The sequence below is a fragment of the Spiroplasma phoeniceum P40 genome, from assembly GCF_003339775.1.
Classification (GTDB): Bacteria; Bacillota_I; Bacilli_A; order Mycoplasmatales; family Mycoplasmataceae; genus Spiroplasma; species Spiroplasma phoeniceum.
Map to the genome: position 1 here is coordinate 1,693,328 of NZ_CP031088.1, position 23,563 is coordinate 1,716,890.

33 protein-coding genes and 1 riboswitch are annotated in these 23,563 nt (G+C 26.7%); of the genes, 4 read left to right on the forward strand and 29 right to left on the reverse strand.

All coding sequences use genetic code 4. From position 1 onward, the window contains the following. From SDAV_RS12370 to SDAV_RS11550, 12 genes are all read right to left on the reverse strand, one after another. Complete coding sequence (locus SDAV_RS12370; RefSeq protein WP_157092848.1) at positions 1-138, reverse strand: hypothetical protein; 138 nt, start codon at positions 136-138, stop codon at positions 1-3. 1 nt (position 139) lies between these two features. Beyond that, the gene (locus SDAV_RS10380; RefSeq protein ID WP_114564119.1) at positions 140-475 is read right to left on the reverse strand and encodes a hypothetical protein; all 336 of its coding nucleotides are present in this window, start codon (positions 473-475) and stop codon (positions 140-142) included. A gap of 1 nt (position 476) precedes the next feature. Then, on the reverse strand, positions 477-647 hold the full coding sequence (locus SDAV_RS12375) for a hypothetical protein (RefSeq protein ID WP_186823384.1): 171 nt from the start codon (positions 645-647) through the stop codon (positions 477-479). A gap of 154 nt (positions 648-801) precedes the next feature. Then, positions 802-930 (reverse strand): hypothetical protein, encoded by a 129-nt coding sequence (locus SDAV_RS14195; RefSeq protein WP_281268803.1) that lies wholly within the window; start codon positions 928-930, stop codon positions 802-804. A 9-nt stretch (positions 931-939) separates the two neighbouring features. Continuing rightward, a complete protein-coding gene (locus tag SDAV_RS10385; protein WP_114564609.1) occupies positions 940-1,221 on the reverse strand; it encodes a hypothetical protein in 282 nt (93 codons plus the stop codon). 516 nt (positions 1,222-1,737) lie between these two features. Next, positions 1,738-1,974 carry a hypothetical protein gene (locus tag SDAV_RS10390; RefSeq protein WP_114565475.1) on the reverse strand — a complete coding sequence of 79 codons (237 nt, stop codon included), beginning with the start codon at positions 1,972-1,974 and terminating at the stop codon, positions 1,738-1,740. Positions 1,975-2,097: 123 nt separating this feature from the next. Further along, entirely contained in the window at positions 2,098-2,307 is a 210-nt protein-coding gene (locus tag SDAV_RS10395) for a hypothetical protein (RefSeq protein ID WP_114565498.1), read from the reverse strand. Positions 2,308-2,548: 241 nt separating this feature from the next. Beyond that, positions 2,549-2,767, reverse strand: coding sequence for a hypothetical protein (locus tag SDAV_RS10400; protein WP_114565499.1), 219 nt, complete (start codon positions 2,765-2,767; stop codon positions 2,549-2,551). 1 nt (position 2,768) lies between these two features. After that, entirely contained in the window at positions 2,769-2,906 is a 138-nt protein-coding gene (locus SDAV_RS12380) for a hypothetical protein (RefSeq protein ID WP_186823391.1), read from the reverse strand. Position 2,907: 1 nt separating this feature from the next. After that, positions 2,908-3,078 carry a hypothetical protein gene (locus SDAV_RS12385; protein WP_186823392.1) on the reverse strand — a complete coding sequence of 57 codons (171 nt, stop codon included), beginning with the start codon at positions 3,076-3,078 and terminating at the stop codon, positions 2,908-2,910. Between the two features lie 13 nt (positions 3,079-3,091). Beyond that, positions 3,092-3,235: a hypothetical protein gene (locus SDAV_RS12390; protein ID WP_186823393.1), complete on the reverse strand. Its 144-nt coding sequence runs from the start codon at positions 3,233-3,235 to the stop codon at positions 3,092-3,094. Positions 3,236-3,346: 111 nt separating this feature from the next. Next, positions 3,347-3,535 (reverse strand): hypothetical protein, encoded by a 189-nt coding sequence (locus SDAV_RS11550; RefSeq protein ID WP_151202539.1) that lies wholly within the window; start codon positions 3,533-3,535, stop codon positions 3,347-3,349. 499 nt (positions 3,536-4,034) lie between these two features. Here SDAV_RS11550 and SDAV_RS10405 point away from each other — a divergent pair, with 499 nt between their 5' ends. Further along, on the forward strand, positions 4,035-4,376 hold the full coding sequence (locus SDAV_RS10405; protein ID WP_245938405.1) for a hypothetical protein: 342 nt from the start codon (positions 4,035-4,037) through the stop codon (positions 4,374-4,376). A gap of 105 nt (positions 4,377-4,481) precedes the next feature. Here SDAV_RS10405 and SDAV_RS10410 read toward each other — a convergent pair whose 3' ends face one another. The 13 genes from SDAV_RS10410 to sufC form a co-directional block, all read right to left on the reverse strand. Next, the gene (locus SDAV_RS10410; RefSeq protein ID WP_245938406.1) at positions 4,482-4,802 is read right to left on the reverse strand and encodes a hypothetical protein; all 321 of its coding nucleotides are present in this window, start codon (positions 4,800-4,802) and stop codon (positions 4,482-4,484) included. 76 nt (positions 4,803-4,878) lie between these two features. Further along, entirely contained in the window at positions 4,879-5,169 is a 291-nt protein-coding gene (locus SDAV_RS13665) for a hypothetical protein (protein ID WP_245938407.1), read from the reverse strand. Between the two features lie 26 nt (positions 5,170-5,195). After that, a complete protein-coding gene (locus SDAV_RS13670; protein ID WP_245938408.1) occupies positions 5,196-5,453 on the reverse strand; it encodes a hypothetical protein in 258 nt (85 codons plus the stop codon). A 13-nt stretch (positions 5,454-5,466) separates the two neighbouring features. Further along, positions 5,467-5,619, reverse strand: a complete 153-nt coding sequence (locus SDAV_RS13675) for a hypothetical protein (RefSeq protein WP_245938409.1) — start codon at positions 5,617-5,619, stop codon at positions 5,467-5,469. Positions 5,620-5,633: 14 nt separating this feature from the next. Beyond that, a complete protein-coding gene (locus SDAV_RS13680) occupies positions 5,634-5,777 on the reverse strand; it encodes a hypothetical protein (protein ID WP_245938410.1) in 144 nt (47 codons plus the stop codon). Positions 5,778-6,053: 276 nt separating this feature from the next. Beyond that, a riboswitch (cobalamin riboswitch) is annotated at positions 6,054-6,243 on the reverse strand. Positions 6,244-6,247: 4 nt separating this feature from the next. After that, positions 6,248-6,583, reverse strand: coding sequence for a hypothetical protein (locus SDAV_RS13685; protein ID WP_245938411.1), 336 nt, complete (start codon positions 6,581-6,583; stop codon positions 6,248-6,250). Positions 6,584-6,856: 273 nt separating this feature from the next. Then, positions 6,857-7,057, reverse strand: coding sequence for a hypothetical protein (locus tag SDAV_RS13690; RefSeq protein ID WP_245938412.1), 201 nt, complete (start codon positions 7,055-7,057; stop codon positions 6,857-6,859). 16 nt (positions 7,058-7,073) lie between these two features. Further along, positions 7,074-7,625 (reverse strand): 5-formyltetrahydrofolate cyclo-ligase, encoded by a 552-nt coding sequence (locus tag SDAV_RS10425; protein WP_114565501.1) that lies wholly within the window; start codon positions 7,623-7,625, stop codon positions 7,074-7,076. Then, the gene (gene sufB / locus SDAV_RS10430) at positions 7,625-9,037 is read right to left on the reverse strand and encodes a Fe-S cluster assembly protein SufB (RefSeq protein WP_114565502.1); all 1,413 of its coding nucleotides are present in this window, start codon (positions 9,035-9,037) and stop codon (positions 7,625-7,627) included. The genes SDAV_RS10425 and sufB overlap by 1 nt, the downstream gene beginning before the upstream one ends. A gap of 20 nt (positions 9,038-9,057) precedes the next feature. Then, positions 9,058-9,510, reverse strand: coding sequence for a Fe-S cluster assembly sulfur transfer protein SufU (gene sufU, locus SDAV_RS10435; protein WP_114565503.1), 453 nt, complete (start codon positions 9,508-9,510; stop codon positions 9,058-9,060). Beyond that, complete coding sequence (locus tag SDAV_RS10440; protein WP_114565504.1) at positions 9,511-10,740, reverse strand: aminotransferase class V-fold PLP-dependent enzyme; 1,230 nt, start codon at positions 10,738-10,740, stop codon at positions 9,511-9,513. Between the two features lie 2 nt (positions 10,741-10,742). Beyond that, positions 10,743-11,573: a SufB/SufD family protein gene (locus tag SDAV_RS10445; protein WP_114565505.1), complete on the reverse strand. Its 831-nt coding sequence runs from the start codon at positions 11,571-11,573 to the stop codon at positions 10,743-10,745. 2 nt (positions 11,574-11,575) lie between these two features. Then, complete coding sequence (gene sufC / locus SDAV_RS10450; RefSeq protein ID WP_114565506.1) at positions 11,576-12,391, reverse strand: Fe-S cluster assembly ATPase SufC; 816 nt, start codon at positions 12,389-12,391, stop codon at positions 11,576-11,578. A 189-nt stretch (positions 12,392-12,580) separates the two neighbouring features. Here sufC and SDAV_RS10455 point away from each other — a divergent pair, with 189 nt between their 5' ends. The 3 genes from SDAV_RS10455 (at position 12,581) to SDAV_RS10465 (ending at position 17,059) form a co-directional block, all read left to right on the forward strand. Further along, positions 12,581-14,821 carry a hypothetical protein gene (locus SDAV_RS10455; RefSeq protein ID WP_114565507.1) on the forward strand — a complete coding sequence of 747 codons (2,241 nt, stop codon included), beginning with the start codon at positions 12,581-12,583 and terminating at the stop codon, positions 14,819-14,821. After that, a complete protein-coding gene (locus tag SDAV_RS10460) occupies positions 14,821-16,536 on the forward strand; it encodes a lipoprotein (RefSeq protein ID WP_114565508.1) in 1,716 nt (571 codons plus the stop codon). Before SDAV_RS10455 ends, SDAV_RS10460 begins: the two co-directional genes overlap by 1 nt. A gap of 106 nt (positions 16,537-16,642) precedes the next feature. Then, on the forward strand, positions 16,643-17,059 hold the full coding sequence (locus tag SDAV_RS10465) for an HIT family protein (RefSeq protein ID WP_114565509.1): 417 nt from the start codon (positions 16,643-16,645) through the stop codon (positions 17,057-17,059). 29 nt (positions 17,060-17,088) lie between these two features. Here the strand turns inward: SDAV_RS10465 and SDAV_RS10470 are convergent, their stop codons facing one another. Genes SDAV_RS10470 through SDAV_RS10485 form a run of 4 tightly spaced genes read right to left on the reverse strand, consistent with a single transcriptional unit; the run spans position 17,089 to position 23,551 of the window. Next, entirely contained in the window at positions 17,089-18,195 is a 1,107-nt protein-coding gene (locus SDAV_RS10470; RefSeq protein ID WP_114565510.1) for a 4Fe-4S cluster-binding domain-containing protein, read from the reverse strand. Positions 18,196-18,198: 3 nt separating this feature from the next. Continuing rightward, positions 18,199-20,019, reverse strand: coding sequence for an AAA family ATPase (locus tag SDAV_RS10475; RefSeq protein ID WP_114565511.1), 1,821 nt, complete (start codon positions 20,017-20,019; stop codon positions 18,199-18,201). A 58-nt stretch (positions 20,020-20,077) separates the two neighbouring features. After that, entirely contained in the window at positions 20,078-21,175 is a 1,098-nt protein-coding gene (locus SDAV_RS10480; protein ID WP_114565512.1) for a hypothetical protein, read from the reverse strand. Next, entirely contained in the window at positions 21,176-23,551 is a 2,376-nt protein-coding gene (locus SDAV_RS10485) for a hypothetical protein (RefSeq protein ID WP_114565513.1), read from the reverse strand. Positions 23,552-23,563: the final 12 nt, after the last annotated feature.

Genomic DNA, 23,563 nt, shown 5'->3' on the forward strand with positions numbered 1-23,563 from the left:
TTATAATTCCTCCAAATTCTTTTCTGCAATTAAAGTATCAATATAGTCATAAGCACTTTCTTCTGAATGACATTCTTCTAATGCTTCATTAAATAAATCTTCTTTTGTGTAAACTTTGCCATCTTCATCTTTTCACATATTATTTATTCTCCTTTAATATAAGTTCTAATAATTTAATAGTTTTTTTATGATTTTCAATGCTTTCAGTATATGGTTTACACATATTTAAACTTTTTTTAAGATATCCATTAAGATTTTCAATGCTTTTTTCCCTATTTTTTATTAATTCATTTATTGATACATAGTCGTCGCTACTTGATATTTCTAACAAGAAATTACCATCATTATCAATAATATTAATAGCGGTATCTTTATTTTGTTCTTGTGATGAAATTTTATAGCAGTACTCATCATCTAATTTATTAATAATTTCTTTTTGAAATTCTGATAATTGTAAATTTCTAATTTCTTTCATATTATTTATCTCCTTGTCATTTAATATTTTCGTTTTCTAAATCAATAATGGTTGTTAATCATTCATTTTCATTTTCAACACTAGCAGTAAGTTTTGCTTCTTTTAATGTATAAAACGATTTAGTTAGAACTTCATTTTCAAATTTCATTACTAATAAGTATCTTTTTTCCATAATTTTATTCCTTCCTACTTTTAATCTTTTTAATTATTTTTTTAGTTTTAATGACTTGGATTATTCCATATATTGTAAAAGGTAATGACACTAAGCATGAAATAATATTTATTATGATTATTATTAATGTTCATATACTCATATTTAATTCCTCCTAATTCTTTTTATTTAATGCTCAATGTTCATCAGTAATTTCATTGTGGGTAGGGATATATTTATTTTGTTTATCACATTTAAAGCAATAACCTCAATATCTTTTTTTAAGACAATATTTCTTTTTCATCTTTACCTCCTAAATTATTCCTTTTATTTTTTTCTCAAATTGTAATATTTTTCATCCATCTGATGCTAAATCTAAAATATCGTTAATTTTGTAATGTTCCATATAAGACGCAATAACACCTCATTTATCTTTAAATAAATTTAAGTACATTTTTGCTCATTCTAAACATTGAAAATCATAATGTTTTTTATGATGTAAAATACGACAATCAATAGGTTGACAATTAACTCAATCAAAAGATGTTGTTATTTCATCTCAAGTTTTATTAATATATTTACTTTTATATTCCATCATTTTTTCTCCTATCTTTAACTCGCTGGCACTCACTCCCAAGTGAAAGTGCCGAAGCGATAATTAGTTATATAAGTATTTATCTATTTATTTACTACGCCATCCGCTTTACTGGGGTAAGCGGTGGCGGTGTTATGTTTGTTTTAGCATCTATTAAAAATCTGCAACTATATTTTTAAATTAGACGCCAGACATATATATGTCTTCCTTCTCCGTTCCTTTTTCAAGGAGGCAACGCTCAGTTTTTGAAATTAAATTTACTCGCATCAATTTGAAGGACCTAATGCTAATCGCAAATTTAATTGTTTGTGTCACCATCTCTATTTTTATTGTGGTTTGATGTTAGCCTTGGACACATCACCACTATCGCAAGTTATTAAAAATAATAACCAACGCCGATTTACCTCTTTCCTCATACACTATTTCAGTACTTGCCTCGGACGGCTGTGGGAATGAGTTAATACTCATGTTCTTATGGAAGCACTTAGTTATTTAAAATAACCGTCCCACTCTGCATTAAGTTGTTTTATAAAATCAAATTTTTAATGAACCAGTTTCATAATCAAAGATAATTTTTGAATTTTCTAGTTTTTGATAAAATTGTTGTTGTGTTTTATCTTTTACCTTATTCAATAAATTTCTATGTTTTTCACAAGTTCATAAAACTTTATTTGATACAAATTCTTCGGTGATGAATGATGATAATTTATAACAATCATTAACATCACATATTTTTTGTTGTTTAATTATCATTACCTCCTTTTAGGAGTTGTTTTATTTCAAATAAAAAAACAACCCTTTAACAAGAGTTGCTTTTTTGCCGCTTCATCGTACATTATACATTATTTAATTAATAAAGATTTGTTGAACTTCATTTTACATAATTAATTGTTCATATTGATTAGCATTTTCTAAAAAATCATCATCAATCCCTAATACTTCAATATCTTTTATTAATAATTTTTCTTTAATTAAATTAATACCAACTTTTTTTAATTGTATTGGTTCTAATGATTTATCAATTTGCTCAATTTGTTCCATTACACGAACTTGCTCATCTTGAATTTGGTCTATATCAAGACCCATATCTGGTGTTAAACTATTTGCTTTTTCAAGTAATTCTTGTTTTTTTAATTCTTGTTATTTAAATAATTCATTTTGTTTTTTAATTAGTACTTGATTAATATTATTTTTAATTTCAATTTTATGATTTTCAATATATTTTTCAAAATGAATAATATTAGTACGAATTCGATTTAAATCATCTTTAAATACTTTAATTAATTCTAATGGTTTTTTAAAAACAATATCAATTTTACTTACAAGACTAGGAATATCTTTTAAATGTACATCTTGGATAACCAGTAGTATTATAATAATTACGATGACGATAAATAAATTCTGCTAATTCTTGCCAATTTTCATCAATTCATTTTTTAATATTTAATGCTTTTAAATTTAATTCTTTAAAATCATTACTTTTAATTAAAAATGGGAAATTAACATTTTGAACTATATCTTTTACAATATTATCATTATTATTCATTTTAAATTTCCTCCAAATTCTTTTCCATAATTAATTTTTCAATATAGTCATAAGCACTCTCTTCTGAATAACATTCTTCTAATGCTTCATTAAATAAATCTTCTTCGGTATAAGTATTTCCATTTTCATCTTTTCACATATTATTCACATCCTTGTCATTTAATATTTTCGTTTTCCAAATCAATAATGGTTGTTAATAATTCATTTTCATTTTCAACACTAGCATTAAGTTTTGCTTCTTTTAATGTATAAAACGATTTAGTTAGAACTTCATTTTCAAATTTCATTACTAATAAGTATCTTTTTTCCATAATTTAATTCCCCCTAATTTTGTTTTCCTAATGCTCAATGTTCATCAGTAATTTCATCTTGTGAAACCAGGTAACTTTTACGCATTAATTCATTTAATTTATTTTCTTGATTACATTTAAAGCAATATCCTCAATATTTTTTTAAGACAATTTTCATTAATATATTTACTTTTATATTCTGTCATTATAATTCCTCCTAGTTTTAACTCGCTGGCACTCACTCCCAAGTGAAAGTGCCGAAGCGAGAATTAGTTATATAAGTATTTATCTATTTATTTACTACGCCATCCGCTTCACTGGAGGTGAGCGGTGGCGGTATGTTAATTGTTCTATATTTTGTATTTTGTAAATATACAACTATTTTTATTTGTTTTCCACCAGACATATATTGTCTTCCTTCTTCCGTTCCCTTTTCAGGGATGCAACGCTCAGTTTTTGAAATTAAATTTACTTGCATCCATATGAAGGACCGAATGCTATCTTTTTTTAAACTCCAACCAACCACGCATTTCACAAATTCAATTATTTAAGTCACTATCTCAATATTTATTGTCGTTCGATATTAGCCTTGGACTTATCACGACTATGGCTTAGTTATTAACCAGCCCCGATTTGCCTTTTTTCTCATACACTATTTCAGTACTTGCCTCGGACGGCTTCTTGTGGGAATGAGCATAAACTCATGTTCTTATGGAAGCACTTAGTTATTTAAAATAACCGTCCCACACTGCTATTAAGTTGTTTTTCAAAAGTTGTTTTTCAAATAAAAAACAACTCTAACAAGAGTTGCTTTTTTACGGGTTCATCGTACAGGATGCCAATCTAATAAGGAAATTTTAATATGGAATTTACATAAGAAATGAAAAACCATCTAAAAAAAATATATAAATCATTTAAAAAAGGTCTTAATTCTTTTTTTTACAACACTTGGCTTTAATAAAAAAGAATCTGAAAAAATGGAAAGTTCTACTTGCAAAAATGTAACAAAAAATTGAAAACAAATGGGAATTAATGAAAATGTAATAAATGAATGAAGTTCAATTGCTACAGATGCTTCAAGAGAAGGGAAAAAAAATCAAATTTCTTTACCCCAAACAGGACAAGCAGAATTACAAAAGATGATTGATAAAAATGGTAGACTTGTGCCAATCCAATCACACATATCAACAAATAACATTAACAGTCCTGCGACAAAAATTAATCCAATTCCTAAACCACAAAGAATAAAAGATATTCAAAAAATTTATACAGAATTTAATCAAACCGAACAAAATCAAGAACTTGAACAAGAAAAATAGAACAATTATTTTGTTCTTTTTGTCTTATTACTATAAAGTTTATTTATAAATAAAAAAAATGATATTAAAATTATTTTAATATCATTTCTTAATAGCATTAAATTTTTACTCGTGAACAAAAATCCATCCTAATGCTCCAACTCCAATAAAAAGATTAGGAATGGCCCCTAAATACGTTCAGGGTGATTGATAATCTGCTTTTACAAAAAATCCAACTAAGAAAATTACTGCTAAACCAGTAATTGCAAGTGCTCATAATAATGATCAAAAGCCTGGTTTAACTGATAGCGGAACTAAAATATACAAAATTCCTAAAAGCAATAAAACTGGTCAACTTGTGTCTCATCCGTAAATTGAAGTTTTTGTTGGAACGCCAGCAGCGAATAAAATGCCAATAATAATAATTCAAGCTGCGCCAATAAACATTAAAATTTTTGGTCATGTTAATGTCTTAATAATTTCATCTCCTTCCAAGATAATTATAAATAATTATACAATAAAATTATGAAATTATTTTGGCATTTTTATAACCTTTATTTTTATAACCTTTATTATTAAAAGAATTTCAATTTCGCGATGTTAAATATGTCAAAACATCAGTCACACGAAAAGTATTATTAATTGCAGGAATTAGTTGTGGTGAAATATATTGGGCCTTATTTTCACCAATGATTTTAAAATAAAAACCTCAGTGGGGTAATCGGTATTTTATTTTATTAAAACTATTATTTATTCAATCTTCTTGATAATTTAGATCTATTCGAAATACACTTTGAGCCTTAGTTTTTGACACTCTAATTGAACCTTTACTAACAAGGCTTAATGGGGAATATTCATTCCCACTTGAATTTTATTTTTAGTGCTACTTCAAACTCCATATATTGCCTTCTGGATTTCCGTCTGCAATAAAACATCCCAACGGTTAGAATTTCATCAAACAAATTGTTTTCCATCCACTTCTTGCACTGGATGAGAATCACGAATTGTTCCTCATTGTTCAAACTCTTTTTGAAATCGGTCATTTAGTTGCTTCATATTTTTACTATTTTTAAGATCTTTTCATTTTTCTTGTGCCATTATTCTTGTGCCATTATATTGTATAAAAATTAACAGGGGGTTTTTGCGTCAAAAAGGAATTAGAAATATAAACATTATCATCATCAGTTTTTGTAAATGTTATTGGCTCATAAAGATGCTTTACATCTTGCATATGAGCAGTATCACCAAACTGTAATTTTTGCATTACTTCATCAAGACTTACAACATTTTTATAAAATAAAGATAAATATGTGCTTCTTGATTAAGATCTAACCAATCTTTTTGTTGGAAGGTACTTGATGCAGTTGGTAAATAATAATTATTATAACCAACTGCAAATTCTTCATTTTCCTCTGTCTTCATTTGATAAATTCAATTTGGATAACAATAGGAAAGCTATTCATCAACATTTTTACAAGAAATTGTTGTTAATGTTGGTGAAAAAATAAATATAGAACTTAGGAATAGTAATAATATTTTCTTTTCATTTTATTATTTTTTTTAGCAAATTAACAATGGACAATTTAATTCTAGTTGCAGTAAATTAAAAAGCATTCCCCAACATGCTTTTTATATAAAAATCACTAAATTATTTATTTACAAAATAATTACATGACTCACACCCAGGAGTTATATAATAATACTAATTAAATTTAGAAAGGTCTACTGGCTTAATTTCATCCCACTAACCGCCTTCCCAAAAGTTTTCCTTTCAGTGGCTAATGTGGCTTTCGTCAATATCACAGTTGCTGGGACAGCTCAAGATTCGCACTCAATTCCCTAACTCTAAATAACTATTTATTAAATTGTCTAAAACTATCATACCACATTTTTTAGTTATATTTATAATAATTAATAACAAAAATAAAAATAAAAAAAGTAAAACTTCAACTTAAACTAACTATCGAAGGTATTCAAATATTATGTAAATCAGAAAAATATTTTAAATTAGAATATAAATTAGAGTCTAAAATTCACGCAGGAACATTTCAAAAACAAGCACTATCCATAATTGATGATGGATAACTTAACGGCAACAAGTAACCAATAATATTTAAAAATTTGTCACTACGCACAACACCAATTGGAAAAAATAATCCCGATAAAAAAGCAAATAATAAAAAAATAAAATTGCTATCACTAAAATAACCTTCAAATCATTTGAACAAAGCGCAATTAAAATACCAATTAAAGATGCTAAAAAAGAACTTAATATAATAGCTCAACATAATGCAAGTCAATTAATTCATTCAATATGAATTCCTTCACCATAACTAAAAAAGCAATTAAAAATAACCAAAGTTAACCAATTAAACTAGTAATTAAATTAATGGCAATTAAAATAATGGCAATTAAAACTAAAATTAATTGATAAATTGAAGCTTTTAATAAATGCAATTGGCGTGCAAAAGTAGTTTTTCGAAATTCATAAAAAGCAATTGCTAAATCAAGAATACCACTAAGAACCCCCCCACTAATAAAATTGACCCTGGTAACGATAAATAACTAGCATTACTATTAAACATATTAGTCACACGAATGCTAATAAAATATAAAATAACTTGTAAAACAAATGTTACTAAATAAGTATGTCATGATGTAAATCAATATTTACTAACAACACGTAATAATGGTAAGTTCATTCTGGCTCCTTAATTTTTAAGCACTAATAATAATTTCTATTTTAACATCGTGTTCTTCAACTGGCAAAGGGGTTGGCACTAACTGTTCAATAAATGCTAGTCCAATCACAAGATGATAATAATTTTTTAAAAACCGATCATAATAGCCTTTCCCATATCCTAACCGAAAATTGTTTTGATCAAAAGCAACGATTGGAACAACAATAACATCAATTTTTTTTGCATCAATTATTGGCAATGAATTTAATGGTTCATAAAGAGCAAAACGTGAATTAAATTCTAAATCAGTTGTTAAATTGGTAATATGATAAAATTTTAAATTATTACCATCCATTCGTGGTAATAAAACATTAATTTTTAATGCAAATAATTGCTTAATAATAAAAATAGTATTAACTTCATTTTTGATTGAATAATAAAGAGCAATTGTTTTACTATTTTGTACACCCCGATGTTGAAAAAAAGTATTAAAAATCTGAGTTTCTTTTTGCTGTCGTAACTCAGATGAAATCTTGCTTCTTACAAGCAATTTTTCTTGTCGAATTTCTTGTTTAGCACAAGTTATCATTAACCAACACTACCTTCCATATCCATTTTAATTAACTGATTTAATTCAACTGCATATTCCATCGGTAATTCTCTTGTAAATGGTTCTAAAAATCCCATAATAATCATTTCCAAAGCTTCTTGTTCTGATAAACCACGACTTTGTAAATAAAATAATTGTTCCTCAGAAACTTTACTTACTGTTGCTTCATGCTCAATTTGTGATTCATTATTATAAACTTTATTCTGAGGAATTGTATCGGAATGTGATTTTCCATCTAGAATTAGAGTATCACATTCAACCCTAGCTTTTGAATACTGTGCTTTTGGTCCAATATGAACTAACCCACGATAGTTTGCTGTCCCACCATTAAAAGTCATTGATTTAGAAATAATTTTAGAAGAAGTATTTTTTCCCAAATGAATCATTTTTGAACCAGCATCTTGAATAACATTTTCCTTTGCTACCGCAATTGAAATACATTTTCCTTTACTATTATTTCCTTTTAAAATAACACTCGGATACTTCATATTAATTTTTGATCCAATATTACCATCAATTCATTCCATTTGACCATTTTCATCAACAATGCTACGTTTTGTTACTAAATTTAAAACATTATCACTCCAGTTTTGAACAGTTGTATAACGCATTTTTGCATTTTTTCCCACAAAAATTTCAACAATAGCAGCATGTAAAGAATCACGAGAATAAATTGGTGCTGTGCATCCTTCAATATAGTGTAATTCTGCATCATCATCAACAATAATTAATGTGCGTTCAAACTGACCACTATTCTGATAATTAATCCGGAAATAAGCCTGCAATGGTTTTTCTAATTTAACTCCCTTTGGAACATAAATAAATGATCCACCTGATCAAACAGCTCCATTTAAAGCAGCATATTTATTATCTGTATTTGGTACTAATGTTCCAAAATATTTTTTAAATAACGCTGGATGTTGACGTAATGCGGTATCACAATCTAAAAAAATAATTCCTTTTTTTTCAACTTCTTTTAACATACTTCCATAAACTGGCTCACTATCATATTGAGCTTTAATTCCAGCTAAATATTCACGTTCGGCTTCTGGTAAACCTAACCGGTCAAAGGTTTTTTTAATTTTTTCAGGAACCTCATCTCATTTTGATGCAATATGTTCTGTTGGTTTAATATAATAAATATACTCATCAAAATCTATAAATTCTAAGTTTGGTCCTCAACTTGGATTTTTTATTTTTAAAAAATTATGATATGACTGTAACCGATATTCTCGCATTCAATCTGGTTCATTTTTATGATCTGAAATTTCATTAATAATTGTTTCATTAAGACCTTTCCCAGTATTATAGTAAGAAATATCTCCATCATTAAAACCATATTTATAACTAGAAATTTCTTTAATTTCTTTTTCTTGCTTTAATTTTGGCATTAATAAGACCTCCTTTGGCATTAATCATTATCTGTTTTTAATAAATCTAATAATAATGTTTGAAAACCAGTAACACCAATTGTCGCACATTTAATTCGATTAGGTTGTTTTGCAATATTAATAAAAGCAATTAAATCGTTTAACTTGTTCTCATCATATTGTTTGTCAAAAACCATTGCTAAATAATTTTCAATAATTGCTAAACCATCCTTCATTGTTTTTCCTTCTAGCTCTTGCGCCATAATGTCACTTGATGCTGTTGAAATTGCACAACCAACACCGTCAAACCGAGCACTTATAATTTTATTCCCTTCAATCATTAATTCTAAATAAATATCATCAATACATGATTCAGAAGCTTGATGAATTGAATAAACTGTTGGTTTCTTTGTTAAACCTTTGTATTGTGGTTCTGAATAATGGTCCATAATAATTTGTCGTAAAAACATTGGGTCATTTTTATTAAATTCCATTTAAACCAACCTTCCTAAAAAATCTTTATCATTTGCAAGTGCCGATACTAACAAATCAATATCTTCATAACTATTATAAATTGAAAAACTAGCTCTAATTGTATTTTTCTCTGGAATAACAGTACCAATTAACCGCGCACAATGATCACCACTCCGAACAGTAATCTTATTGCAGCTTCCTAAATGCATTGTAACATCCTGACAAAAAACATTTTTAATATTAAAAACTAATGTTGGTCCCTTGCTATCAGGATTATAAATTATTGCTTTATCTTTTAATTTTTTATTAAACTGTTGAATTGCATATTGTTTTAACTGATTATTATATTTAATAATTTCTGTTAAAGTAAGGCTATTAACAAAATCAATTGCTGCTCCAAAACCAAAAATATCAGCAATATTAGCTGAACCCGCTTCTAACCGGTCTGGTAATTTTTTTAAACTATAATCTAAACCATTATTATCAATTCGAGTATTCATACCACCGCCAACAATTAACGGCTGTAATTGTAGCAATAATTCTTCTTTTCCTCATAAAATCCCAATTCCAGTTGGGCCAAAAATTTTATGGGCTGAAAAAGTAATAAAATCAGCATTTCACTTTTGAACATCAGTTGGCATATGAATAACACCCTGTGCACAATCAATCACAACAATTATTTCCGGATTAATTTTTTTAATCATTGTAACAATTGATGTTGGATCATTTTCATATCCTAAAATATTTGGCACATTAGCAAAAGAAACAATCTTTGTTTTAGCAGTAATAACTCTTGCTAATTGTTTTAAATCAATTTGAAAATTTATTTCTGGTAAAAACTTAACAACTGCTTTTTTTTCTTGTGCCATCCGATATCACGGTAAAATATTTGCACCATGTTCTTGTTTTGTAATTAGAATCTCATCACCCGCTGTAATCTTTGAACTTAAACCATATGCAATTTGGTTTAATCCATAAGTTGCTCCAGGGACAAAAATAACTTCTGAAACCTTTTTAGCATTAATAAAATGCTGAAGTTTCTGACGAACAAGTTTATATTGAACATTTGTTTTATATCCTAAATCACTATCAGTATTATGCGGATTAGTTCCATAATTTGTATAATAATCATTAATAGCATCAATAACAACTTGTGGTTTTAAGCTAGTAGCAGCACTATCAAGATAAATTTGCTCAGAATTATTTTTAAAAAAAGGAAATTGTTTTTTAATTTCTCTATAATCAATCATCATTATTCTCCAATTTCTGTATCAATTTCATCAATAATATTTTTTTGTAATTCCTCATCCTCAATTGCATCAATCACATTTTTAAAATAACCCATACAAATTAATTTTCGAGCCTGCGTTATTGTCAAACCTCTTGTTTGTAAATAAAATATTTGCTCTGGGTCTAGCATCCCAACCGCATTAGCATGACTTGCTTTAATATCATTTTCATCAATTAACAAAATCGGATCAGAAATTGCTTTTGAAGTTTTATCAAAAACTAGTAATCGTAATTCTTGATGAGCTTCTGATTTACCCATTGTTTTTTCAATATGACTAGTACATTTAACAGTTTGTAATGAATTATCTTTTGCAATTGAGTAAGTTTTAATTTCACTTTCGGTTGCTGGGGCTAAATGATGAGCATAAATAATCGCATTTTTATGATATTCATGTGTTGACAGACTTGCCAAATAATATTTAATAGCACTACGTTTACCCCGCAAATTAAGGGTGATGTTCTCAGTAATACTACTATTAACAATATTTAAGTGATAAATATTAACTTGTGCTTTTTCTAATAAGTTATAAAAAAGATTAGCTATTTGTTCACATTCACGATTTTTGTAAATATTAATAATATTAATTTGACTATTAGCAGGAATATTGTAGTTAATTGTTACTTCTGAAGTTAAATTTAAAAAAAACAAAAAAGTTTCATTAACAAGATTAGTAGCAAAATTAATATTAATAACTTCACCAGCTTTATTATTCGTAAATGTTAATTTGGGTGTTGTTGCATCAATAGTAAAATTGTCACCAATAATTTTTTGTTCATTCATTAAAACTTGCATTTTTACTTACCTTTTTGAGCAGCACACCCAATTCCCGCTAAAGTATTAACACCCCTTTGTTTATTTTCTACTGTTAAATCTAATTCTTGTAATAATCATTCGTATCCCTCTTCGTTAATTTTTTTAACTAAATTATAATCTCCACTTTTAACAATTTTACCCTTAACAATAACATGAGCATGTGTTGGTTGCACTAAATTAAAAAAGCGATCATAATGGGACACAATAATTGCAGCAAAATGCTTATTTCGCATTTTATTTAACTCAGTACTAACAACATTTAAAGCATCAACATCTAAACCTGAATCAATTTCATCAATTAAAGCTAAAGATGGGCTTAATAAATTTAACTGTAAAATCTCATTTTTTTTCTTTTCTCCCCCTGAAAAACCAGTATTTAAATAACGACGAATCATACTATCATCAATTTTTAAATTTTTAATATTACGGTTAATATCTTGGTATAATTCTGGTAATTTAATTGGTGAATCACGATGAGCATTAATAATTGCTTTTAAAAAATCTAAATTTAAAACTCCAGAAATTTCAACTGGTGATTGCATTGCAAAAAATATTCCCATTTTACTTCGTTCATCAACCGTTTTGTTTAAAATACTTTCCCCATCAATTAAAATATCCCCACTTTCAACAGTATAACTAGGATGCCCCATAATTGTTGATAATAAAGTTGATTTTCCATTTCCATTAGGTCCCATTAAAGCATGAATTTCATTAACATTAACAGTTAAATTTAAACCATTTAAAATAATATCATTATCAGCAGAAACAAATAAATCTTTGATTTCAATTTTTTTCACTTTAGCCCCTCCTTTGAAAATATGTATTATATTAATCCCGAAGTGAAATTATCTTTATTTTTTAATTAATAAAGTCTACTTTTATTGTACAATAAAAGTAGACTTTATTATATTTTTTTAATAGAATGTAGTTAGTATTTTTTATCAAAAAGTACAAAAATAAAAAGTCAAGAGGAAGGATGAACTAAAATGAAAAAACTTTTATCATCACTAAGCAGTATGATATTAGTGGGAGTAACCGCATTTGGAACGGCGGCTTGTAGTACTAAAGAAAAAAATAATCAACATAAAAATGAAAATGGTGATAGCATTTGAGCATGAATTCCAGGAATTTTTGGTGGTAAAAAAATCACTTCTCCTGATATTTGAAGTGTATTAGAAAATCCATTTGTAGATGCCGGAAATGGAAAATGAACAAATGATCCAACCCAATGAGATGGCGCAACAAGAATCAAAATGTCAGTTCAATTAATGCAAATTTTAAGCGTTGCAATTTTAGCGAACCCTGATAAATTTTTTGTATCAAAAGAAACTACAATCGGTGATATTGCTGATTATAAAAATTTAAAAGAGATTTTAAAAACACAATGACAATTACTAATCACAAATACAAATAATACTGTTGAGAGAAAGAAACAAAGTTTTAAAGACAGTGATAAAAAAAATTGAGAAAAAAAATATAATGATTTTTTAGATTCAAATTATAAAGATATCAGCGGTGCTAGTGGCAACAAAAAATATGAAATTGAAGAACAAAATTATAAAGCTGCCATTATGACAACTGGTGCTGATGGCGGAATTAGTGCAACACAAATGTTAACTAATGTTTTATTAAATAACAATATGCGTGTATACAGACAAAATAACACTGAAAGCGCAGTTATAATTTTAAGGGATTTTGCTAGTTTCCTTAAAAACGGAAATAAAGCAGACGATTGAAATGCTGACAATCAAAATTTACGTACTCAATTGGCATTAGCTTTTAGTTGAAATGAAGATGAAAAAAAATTTATTGATAATCTATCAAACTTAACAATCGCTGAAATTAATACTCGTATTAATACAATTGCAACAGATTTAGGAACTTTTAATTATAAAATTACTGAATATTTGAGTAACCATCCACCAGTTGCAACACCTATTTTTAAAAATTCATCTAAAACATCAGTTGGTACTCCTGAATTAAGTGAAACATATGATGTTGGGCAACTATCATTATTTCAAAAATATATAATTGAAAAATGATTCCAAAATGAAAAACCTTTAGCAATTTCAAAAATAACATATGCTTTTAAATCCGGAGCAACACCAACTAATACTGGTTTTACAGCAGATATTTTTGATGAAACAACAAAAACACAAATTAATAAAGATTTAGGAACTTTATCCTCAGCTAAAAGTTGAGAAGACTTTACTACTAACAGTGAAGGTACAGTTACTCCATCATCAGATTTATTAACTTTAAGTACACAAGCTGATGCTGTTAAATCAAATATTTTAAAATCAAGTGTATATAATAGCATTAATGCACCTGGTGAAACTGCGCCTGGTGATATAAATGGTGCGGTAAGTAAAATTAATCGTAAAAATCCAACCGATCCAATTAGTGCTGCCTGAAAAATTGGTACTACTAATGATATTGTTATTAGTTTCTTTGATGCAAATGCTTTAAACTTAGTTCATATTGATGGCCAAGAATATCTAAAGGATGATGACCCAACATCATACGACGCTTATGATAGCAATTGACAATTTAAAAGTTTAAATTATTCAAGTAATTTTTATAGTTCATTAACAGATAAATCAAAAATCATGACAGTTGACAAAACAAAACAAAAGATGAATACACAATTTAGTAATGCTCAATACTTATGATATTTAGTAAATCGTAGTTTAGTAAATAGCAATAATAACAGTAAACTAAAATTTAATGTTTTAAATGAAGTTAAAAAATATGCTACATTAAGTTCTGGTTCAACTGATGATAAAACATGATGATTTTGAATTTATGACTTTTTCAATAATTTTAATAATAAAATCTTAACAAATGGTGCTGGTCCACAAGAATGATTGAAAAACTTTCTTACTTTTAAAGATTCAGAAAAACATGAGACAAATCATGATTGATTTATTTCAATTATTAATGCAATGTCAACTAATTTATCAGGAGGTGCTGTTCAACGTTTATACAGTAGTTTCGAAGCAGAAAATAAAACAATTGAAGGATATAAAATGGGAGGACCCGCTGCTAAGATTGATCCAAAAACTATTGTTGAAAAAATTAGTAACGCAAAAGTATGAAATGAAGAAATTGGTTTAAATTACACAAAATCAACTGTTTTGGCAGAAACTCCATTATGAGTGTATCAATTCCCTCCTGTAATAACAAATCCAATAAAGTTTTTTTATAAAATAGGAGGTAGACGATAATGAAAAAACTACTAAGTATTTTAGGAGCAATGTCTATTCTTTCTTCTACTGGCACAAGTCTTTATGCATGTGCAAAAAAAGATTTTGAAAGATTTACCGACCTCGCAATTTCTGATGAAGTTAAACGTTGAATTATTGCACAAATTAATTCAGAAAATGAATCAAATGTTGTCAAATATTCATTTAATGACATTTTCACTAAAGCAGCCCTAAAAGAAATGGCTGTAAGATTATTAGATACTAATATTTCAAAATTTTTCTATGCTTCAGAAGAAGCAACAAGAGCACGTTATACCGGAGTAACAATTGACGTTAACCAACCTGATTCATTATTAATAAAACAATTTATTAACTTTGTTGAGCAAGTTGCACTTGATAATTTAAGTACAAAATACTTTAATGGAATTTCTAATTCAACACCTTTAGAAACAACAATTGCAGGACAAGGATATGCACCTGATTATCAATCAGAAGGTTGATATGTTGGCGGTACTCAATCATATTTCTGAAAAGGAACAGATAAACCAAATTATATGAAATCAAGAAAAGAGCAAGGAGAAGCTAATTTCGAAATTAAAAGTAAAAGTGCTGGAGCTAATTATACTGACTTTAATACAATGTCAGAAAATGAAAAAAAAGTTGCATTAAAAGTTCGGTTTAAAGATTATTATACACATGTTGAAGTACCAGCAGTTATTGATAAAATTATTACTGCAACATACTTACACCAAAACGAGATTAAGCGCTATGGTAGCGGAGATAATAGTTCAATTTATCTAAATCGAAATAGTGCATTATTTAATGCTATTCAATCATGAGATACCATTAGTGTAGCACGATGAAAATCATATGTTAAAATGGTGTGAGAATTAAAACTAGATAAAGAAGAATTAGACAAATTATTTAATAATAAAGATACAGATAAAGAACCATTAGCAAATGTTGAACAATTAAATTCTGATTTAACTAATAATCAGGATATTTTAATAAAAAAACTTAAAGACATGTTTAATGAGAAAAACCAAAGTAAAATCTTTAATAATATGATTAAAGATGGGATTGATCCAATTTTTGGGATTAGTGGTTTTAAAGGATTTGTTGGAATTGATAAAAATAAAAACCCAAATAATATTTTTACAACTTTAAACAATGCTGATGCATATAAACAAAAAATTATTGATACAGAAACACCAGGTATTATAAAATCAGGTGAAGGAACAGACCCTTCAAGTTACCAATTCTTAGATACAAATAAAAGATACGGGTCAGTTGTTTTGGTATTACCAATTTATGCTGTTGATTTAATGAAAAATATGAATATTAATTATAAAAATGATAATAAAAACAATAAAGAATTATCATTAACTTGATACGGATCAGGAGGAACACCAACTGATTTAGATCAAGCTTGATTAGCACAACAAGGTGGTATTAAGCGTTCATTATCATGATTATATAATGAAAAAGGTTATTTAGGAACATACAATGAAAATGGTGAAGCTCTTTATAATGAAGATGGAACACCAGTTGACATTACAAAAAATATTAAAGGTCAAATCCTAAAATGAATTGAATATACTTTTGCACAACAACAAAATTTACAAACAGCAGCAAAGACAAGATTATATTCCTTAGCCTTTGCCAATAATCCAGAAAATGTTTATTCACAAACTTTGTATGATGCAATCGGATCGTATATTATTAAAGAAGATTAAAAAAAATCTTCTTTTTTTATATTAAAAATAACTTAATTAATCAACGATAGTAGTTATTTGCTATAATTATTTGCTATAATTAATTACATAAGGAGTTGAAATTAACATGAATGAAAACAATTGTATTTTTTGTGAAATTATTGCTCAAAAAATACCAAGTAAAAAAATTTATGAAAATAACTTAGTTTATGCTTTTTTAGATGCATTCCCCAATAGTGATGGTCATACCTTAGTTATTCCAAAAAAGCACTTTGAATATTATAGTGTTACTGATGATGAGTACTTAACAGAAGTTGCTAAAATTGGAAAAATAATTGCCCAGAAAATGTATCAAACATTAAAACCTGTTGGAATTAATTATGTTAGCAATGAAAAAAATGAAGCTTTTCAAAAGGTTTTTCATTATCATCTTCATATTATTCCAAAATATCAAAAAGATGAAGGATATAACTTTAAGATTAACGTTGATAAAGAAAAACTACGTGATTTGGCAGAAATTCAACAAATGTTAATTTTAAAATAAAAAAAGTATTTATAAGCAAAATACTTTTTTTATTTTCTACTATCTAAAAAATCATAAATAGCTTGATAATTTGGTTCATTTCCAATTGGATTAACAATTTCAAGATATTCTACAATATTATCTTGGTTTAAGATAAGAACTGCTCGTGGCAAAATTTGCAAAGCAGTAAAAACTAATCCTGTCTTTGTCCCAAAATCACGATAATTATAATCTGACACTAAAAAATGTGCTTCATCTCTAAAAGATTCACAACATCTTTCTTGCGTAAATGGTAAATCACGTGAGACTGTGATTAATCGTGCATTAGGATAATCTTTCATATTTTTGTTAAATTTAACAGTTTGAGTATAACAAACACTTGCATCAATACTTGGAATTACCGATATAACTTTATATTGTGTTTTAACATCACTAAGGTGAAAATCACTCATATCAGCATTAGTTCCTTTAAATTCTAACTTATCACCAACTTTAATAATATCTTGGGTAAAATGTGAAAATACATACCCGTCTAATTTAAATGCTCCCATTTTTATGGCCTCCTCTTTTCTTATTTTTTCTTCATTATTAATTAAATGAGCTCCATCTCCATTAATAATCATACTATTATTTTTAGTTACAGTAAATTCTGCTTCAATAACATTTTGTTCAAAATAATCATTATTTTGATAAACATTGCTTAGTTTAATCACACGCTGGTTTGTAGAGCCAATTAATCGTCGTTTTTTATCTAACTTTTCAATAATAAATGGTCCATCAATTAATATATCAATTTTAGATAAAATTGCTGGATGCTTTTCTAGCAATAGTTCATATAAAAAACCAGAAAAAACAATTACTGTTAAATTATTTGTTTGACATAAAGTGACTAGTTCTAAGAGCGCTCGTGGTTGAATAAATGGTTCTCCCCCTAAAATGGTAATCCCCTCAATTTTAAAGCGCTCTTTAGCGTCTCTAATCGCCTTAAAAAGGTCAATGACTTCCATTACATTCCGATTAATGAGAGGAATCATTTCCTGATTACTACATCCTTTGCAATTAATAATACATCCTTGCATTCATAATGCGAATCGTTTTCCAGGCCCTTCAATGGTTGTAAAAGAAACAAAACGATTAAAATTAATTAAATTACTCATTTTTTATTTAAAACAATATTCAATTTGATGACCATTTGCTTGTGCTAATATTGTTTCTCCAGCTTTAAATTTAGTTTGATTTGCAAAAATAAATGAACTCAAGCCATCAACGACATGCTTTTCAATACTATTTAACAAATCACGACCACCCTTTTTATCATCAGCATCATGAATAATAATTGGTAAAATTTGTGGTAATTCCAAAAATTCTAATTTAATCTTATATTTTTCTCAAACAGCTGTTTGAATGGGCTGTAATTTTTGTGTAATTAATTTTGCTTTAAAATTAATATCCTTAATAAAATTAAACGGAATAATATTATTTCCAATTCGCCCTAATAATTCTGGTCGTTTTAATTCAGTTCGAAAATGATCAGATACTTTTTGAATAAATTGCTTTTCAATTTCTAAAAATGATAAATTATCATCAACTTCACTTGCACCAATATTTGAAGTAAAAATAATAAACGAATCAGAAAAAGTAACAGTTTGACCTTTATTATCAGTTAAACGACCATCTTCTAAAATTTGTAAGAATTTATCTAAAATTCGCGGATGAGATTTTTCAATTTCATCAAATAAAAGTACACTAAATGGCTTTTCTTTAATTGCATTTGTTAATTGTCCTCCTTCTTCATAACCAACATAACCAGGTGGTGCACCAATTAATTTTTGATCACTTGCTTCTTGGTTATATTCCGACATATCAAACCGAATACAATTTTTTTCATCACCAAATAAAAATTTGGCCAATGCTTTTGCTAATTCAGTTTTTCCTACTCCAGTTGGTCCAACAAAAAACAATGTACCTTTTGGTTTTGTTCGTTTTGATGAATATTGAACACCTGATAATCCAGTAAAAGCTTTATAAACAACATTCTTCACTTTTTCAATGGCATGATCTTGCCCAATAACTCGTTTTTTTAATTCTTTTTCAATAGTTGCTAATTTTTCATAATTCATTTCTTCTCATGGTGAAACTTTATCACCGTATTGATAAGAATTTAATAATTTTTCAAATGGTAAGCGTTCTGAAATATTGTTTGAAAACTTAATTAATTGATAAACTTCTTTCAAAGTTCATCCTTCCATCGTATCATAAATATCTTGTAATTTTAAAATATCAGTATTTAAATCTTCGGTAATTTTAAAAAAATTCTTATTAGTTAAAATGAACTTTTCTCGTTCTTCACGATTTGGTTTTGTTAAAGTAATTGTTGTTACATCTGGATTATGCAAATAAAATGACGTTGGCAATTTTCCAACACTATTAGTGATAAAAATAATAGCTGTATCAAAATCAATTATTTCTGATTGATCAAATTTTTTATCTCGAAAAGCTTTACTTAATGAAATTAAATTAACACGTTCTTCTTCGCTTAAGGTCTGTTCATTAGAAAATAAATAATCAGAAAAGTCAGCAATAAAAGCGGCTTTTTTAGAACTTGCAACTAACATATTACGACGAACAATAGTAAAAAATTCTGCTAAAGTTGGAAATTTTCCCGTTGGACCATTTTTTTCTTCATTTGCATTTTTAATTACTTCTTGACCAAAATCATATGCTTCACCTTCTTTACTCTTTTGTTGTGTTTCTACTGTTAATGTTAAATTTTTCAGATTTCCTCCGCTTAGACCATCAATCCGGTCTCACATAAAAATATCATTAAAGCCTTTTTCTCTTAATAATCCAAATAATCGATCTTTTAAACCAACATAACCACTATTTGTTTGATAAATATCATTAACATTGCCTTCAAGAATAACACATCGTTTAATTCCAATTTGATTTTTTAACTTATCTAAATTACTTTTTACACTCATTTATAGTCACCTCTAACTATTTCTTTAATTATAATGTTTTTTAACCTAAAAATGTTAATTATTTCTTTTTTGATTTACTATCAATTTGAATCTTTGCTTGATTTATAATTTTATCAGGATTTAAATAAGATTTTTTTATTTCTTTTGATAAAGAAACATCATACATTGATAAATCGTTAATAAACGGTTGTTCATCTATATCATGTGCATGACCTTCATAACCTTCGAATTTATATGTAAAGCGCCCATCTAAATATACTTTAAAAATTGCCTCTTCTCCGGTTACTTTTTTTGCATAAACAATAACTAAACTATCTTCATTTTCTTTCGTAATACGAATATCATTACTTTCAACAATAAAACCACGTTTTTGAATTGCTTGTAAAATTGATGTAATACCATGTTTCCGCGCTGATTCATCTAATTGTTTATTAATAATTTGATTTTGTAATGCTAAAGCTTTTGCGTTTAAAACAGTAGTATCAGCTGCTGGCATTTGGGCAAATTCTTCTAATGCTGGAGCTAATTCTGTATTAACAAATTTATCATCACTAATTTGTTTTTTAAAACTACTAAGATATTGTTTTTTCAAAAAATCAGTTGAAGTATGATAATTTTTAACTTCTGTTTGAACAAGGTCAGAAATAGCCTCTGGGTTTAAATTACTGAAATGATTCTTATTTGTTTTAAAAAAATTCATAATAAAAGCTTTTGATTCATTATCATCAAACATTGCTATTAATTCATGTTCTAATTGTTGATAATTTAAATTAACTCGGTTTTTTAAATTAGATAACCGTTGTTTTGTTTCATCTTCAATTACTTTTATTTTCAAAACTTCAATTTTTTGTTGAATTTCTGCTAAACGAAGGGTTTTTTGTTCCAAGAAAAAATTAACTCTTTTTGCCAATTCTAATTCAACATGTTCAACTTTACTAAATTCTTTAACTAACGGGTTATCCTCTAAATCAGTTAAAATTTGATCTAACTCAACTAAATATTGTTCAATTTGTTGACAATTTAACCCACTAGCATCAATTTCTTGTAATTGTTGTAATAATAATTTTAAATTATCTTTAACAAAATTAATATTTAAATTTAATCGTTCAATCTTTTTTTGGTAATTATACATTACTTGTTCAACACTCATACTCATTTATATTAACACCTCTTCTAATTTAAGTTTTATTTTTTTAAAAGCATCTCGATTTTTATTATCATTGTGTTCATTTCTTGCTTTCTCACAATATAAATATAATTTTAATTCTTGATAAAGTTGCATAATTTGTTTGTATTTATTTTTATCAAACACATCTTTTAAAACAAATAATTTTTCATTAATATGTTGTACAAATTGATGTTTTGTTTTTAAAAGTGGAGTAATTTTTTCTTCCATTAAATTCATTAAATATAATGCTGCCTTATCAAAAGAACATAAATTAAGATATTCCTGAAATTTGCTTTCAGAATTAAACATATTTTTAAATTTAATTGCCTTATATTTTATTTCTAATTGTGACAAAGAATAAAGTAATTGATTTATTAATTCATTACCATTGTTAATATTCTTGCAACGCTCTTTAATAATCTCAACTTTATCTCATATTTCTTGTCAATGCCGTTGTAATCCACTTGTTTCTCGCTTTTTCATTTCTTTACAATACTTAATATATTCTTGAGCATAACTATATAAATTAATTAATAAAGTACTATTTTTTTTTAAAGTTGTAGTTGTTATTGCATCAAATAATTCACGATGTAAATCATTATTATTGATTGCAAAAAGAAATTTATCCAAGATTGCAAAAAGATTTTGATTTCAAATTTTTTCAATAATTGATGAATCTGCAATATTAGTTAATGCTAATAATTCGTTTAAAGAAACATCGTTTTTGTCATAAAGTTCTTGCAACATATTTAAAACTTCTTTATTTGATAATAAAGTATTATTAGTTAACACTTGATAAGCTTTAATAATATTTTTTTGCAATTTTGCTTGTTGTTTCATAAGGGCAATTAAAGTTTTATGCATTTTATTAAAATAATTTGGTTTTAAATTTAAATTACTTAAAATTTGTTCAGATTGATATAAAACATTAATTTTATTATTAAAATCATTTATGGTCATACTTTTCAATATATTATCAAAATTTTCTTCATTATTATTTAAAATATCAATTAAATAACAGTAAATAAAAACATTTTCAATTTGATTATTATGAATTATTTCATAAATATTTGCCTGTTGACGATTTATTAAATTTTTTAATTCCTCTAAAATTTTATTAAATAACATCTGACTATACTTCGGAAGAAATTTTTGTGCTGTTATAATATTACGGTTTAGCATAATAAGTTCTGTTGGTTGTAATATGTAAAGTTCAGTCTCATTTTTATCATTGATGAATAAAGTTAAAAAATTATCATTAATTGTTAAAATCGCACTAGTTAAATAAAAAATTGGAATTGAACCAGTTAAATCATGCATTGTAGTTGTCTTCTCAGCATTAACAAAAATAATACAACTAATATTATTATCATAATAATATTTATTATCTAAGACTGCTTTTGGTTTAACACTTGCTGCATTAATAATTATAATTCTCGGATTTATTAATGTAGAAGTAATATAACGCGGATCTTGCTGATAATCACTTTCTAATATATTTGTTGCTACTTTTTGAAGATTTAAATTAAAATTATCCCTTAAAGTTTTAGCCATTTCGGTTAAAAAATAATCAACAATTTTTGTTTTTAAATTAACATTATCTTCAATAATTTGTTGCAATTGGTGGTCATTAATAATTTGAATTTTAATATCTTTAAAAGTGGTTAGGGACAATATAACTTCTTTTTCTTCATAAGCCTCAATCAATAAATTGTTAATTTGATTAATACTATAGTAGATTTCTTGCCCCTTATTAGTGCGAATTGAAGTAAATGTGGTATCAGCATTAAAAATATTATTTTTATTAATATTTAACTTGTACTTTTCTAACAAATGAAATAAATATTCGCCATTAATAATTGGTTCTTGTTCTGGAACAATAATTAAATCATTGCTATTTTTTTCTAATAAAGATAATTGTTCATTATTTATATATTTTTCGCCCGAAAAAATATTAAAATCAAAATTAATAACTGCCTCACGATTACTATTTTTACTTAATAAATAGCCCTGTTCTAATGCCGTTAACGCTTCTTTTGAAATGTAAAAAATTCCAATTGGTCGATCAATTCAATCATGTTCAGCAGAACTATTTGCTAAATAATTTAATGATGTTTGCTTATTAATTTCAATAATATTTTCTTTTTCAATTAAGTCCTTTAGACATTCTGCATAAATTTTAAAATTAAAAATTTGTAATTCATTCTGTAAAATATCAGCTAATGTTTTTTCTTTATTAGGGTAATTAGTAATAGCATTTAAAATTACATACTGAAAAAAAGCTAGTTTTTTTGGTGTTTGATAGCTAACTATTGTTTTTAATTTTTTCCAATTTTTATAAACTTTTACCATTCCTAATTTCATGTTTTTACCTCG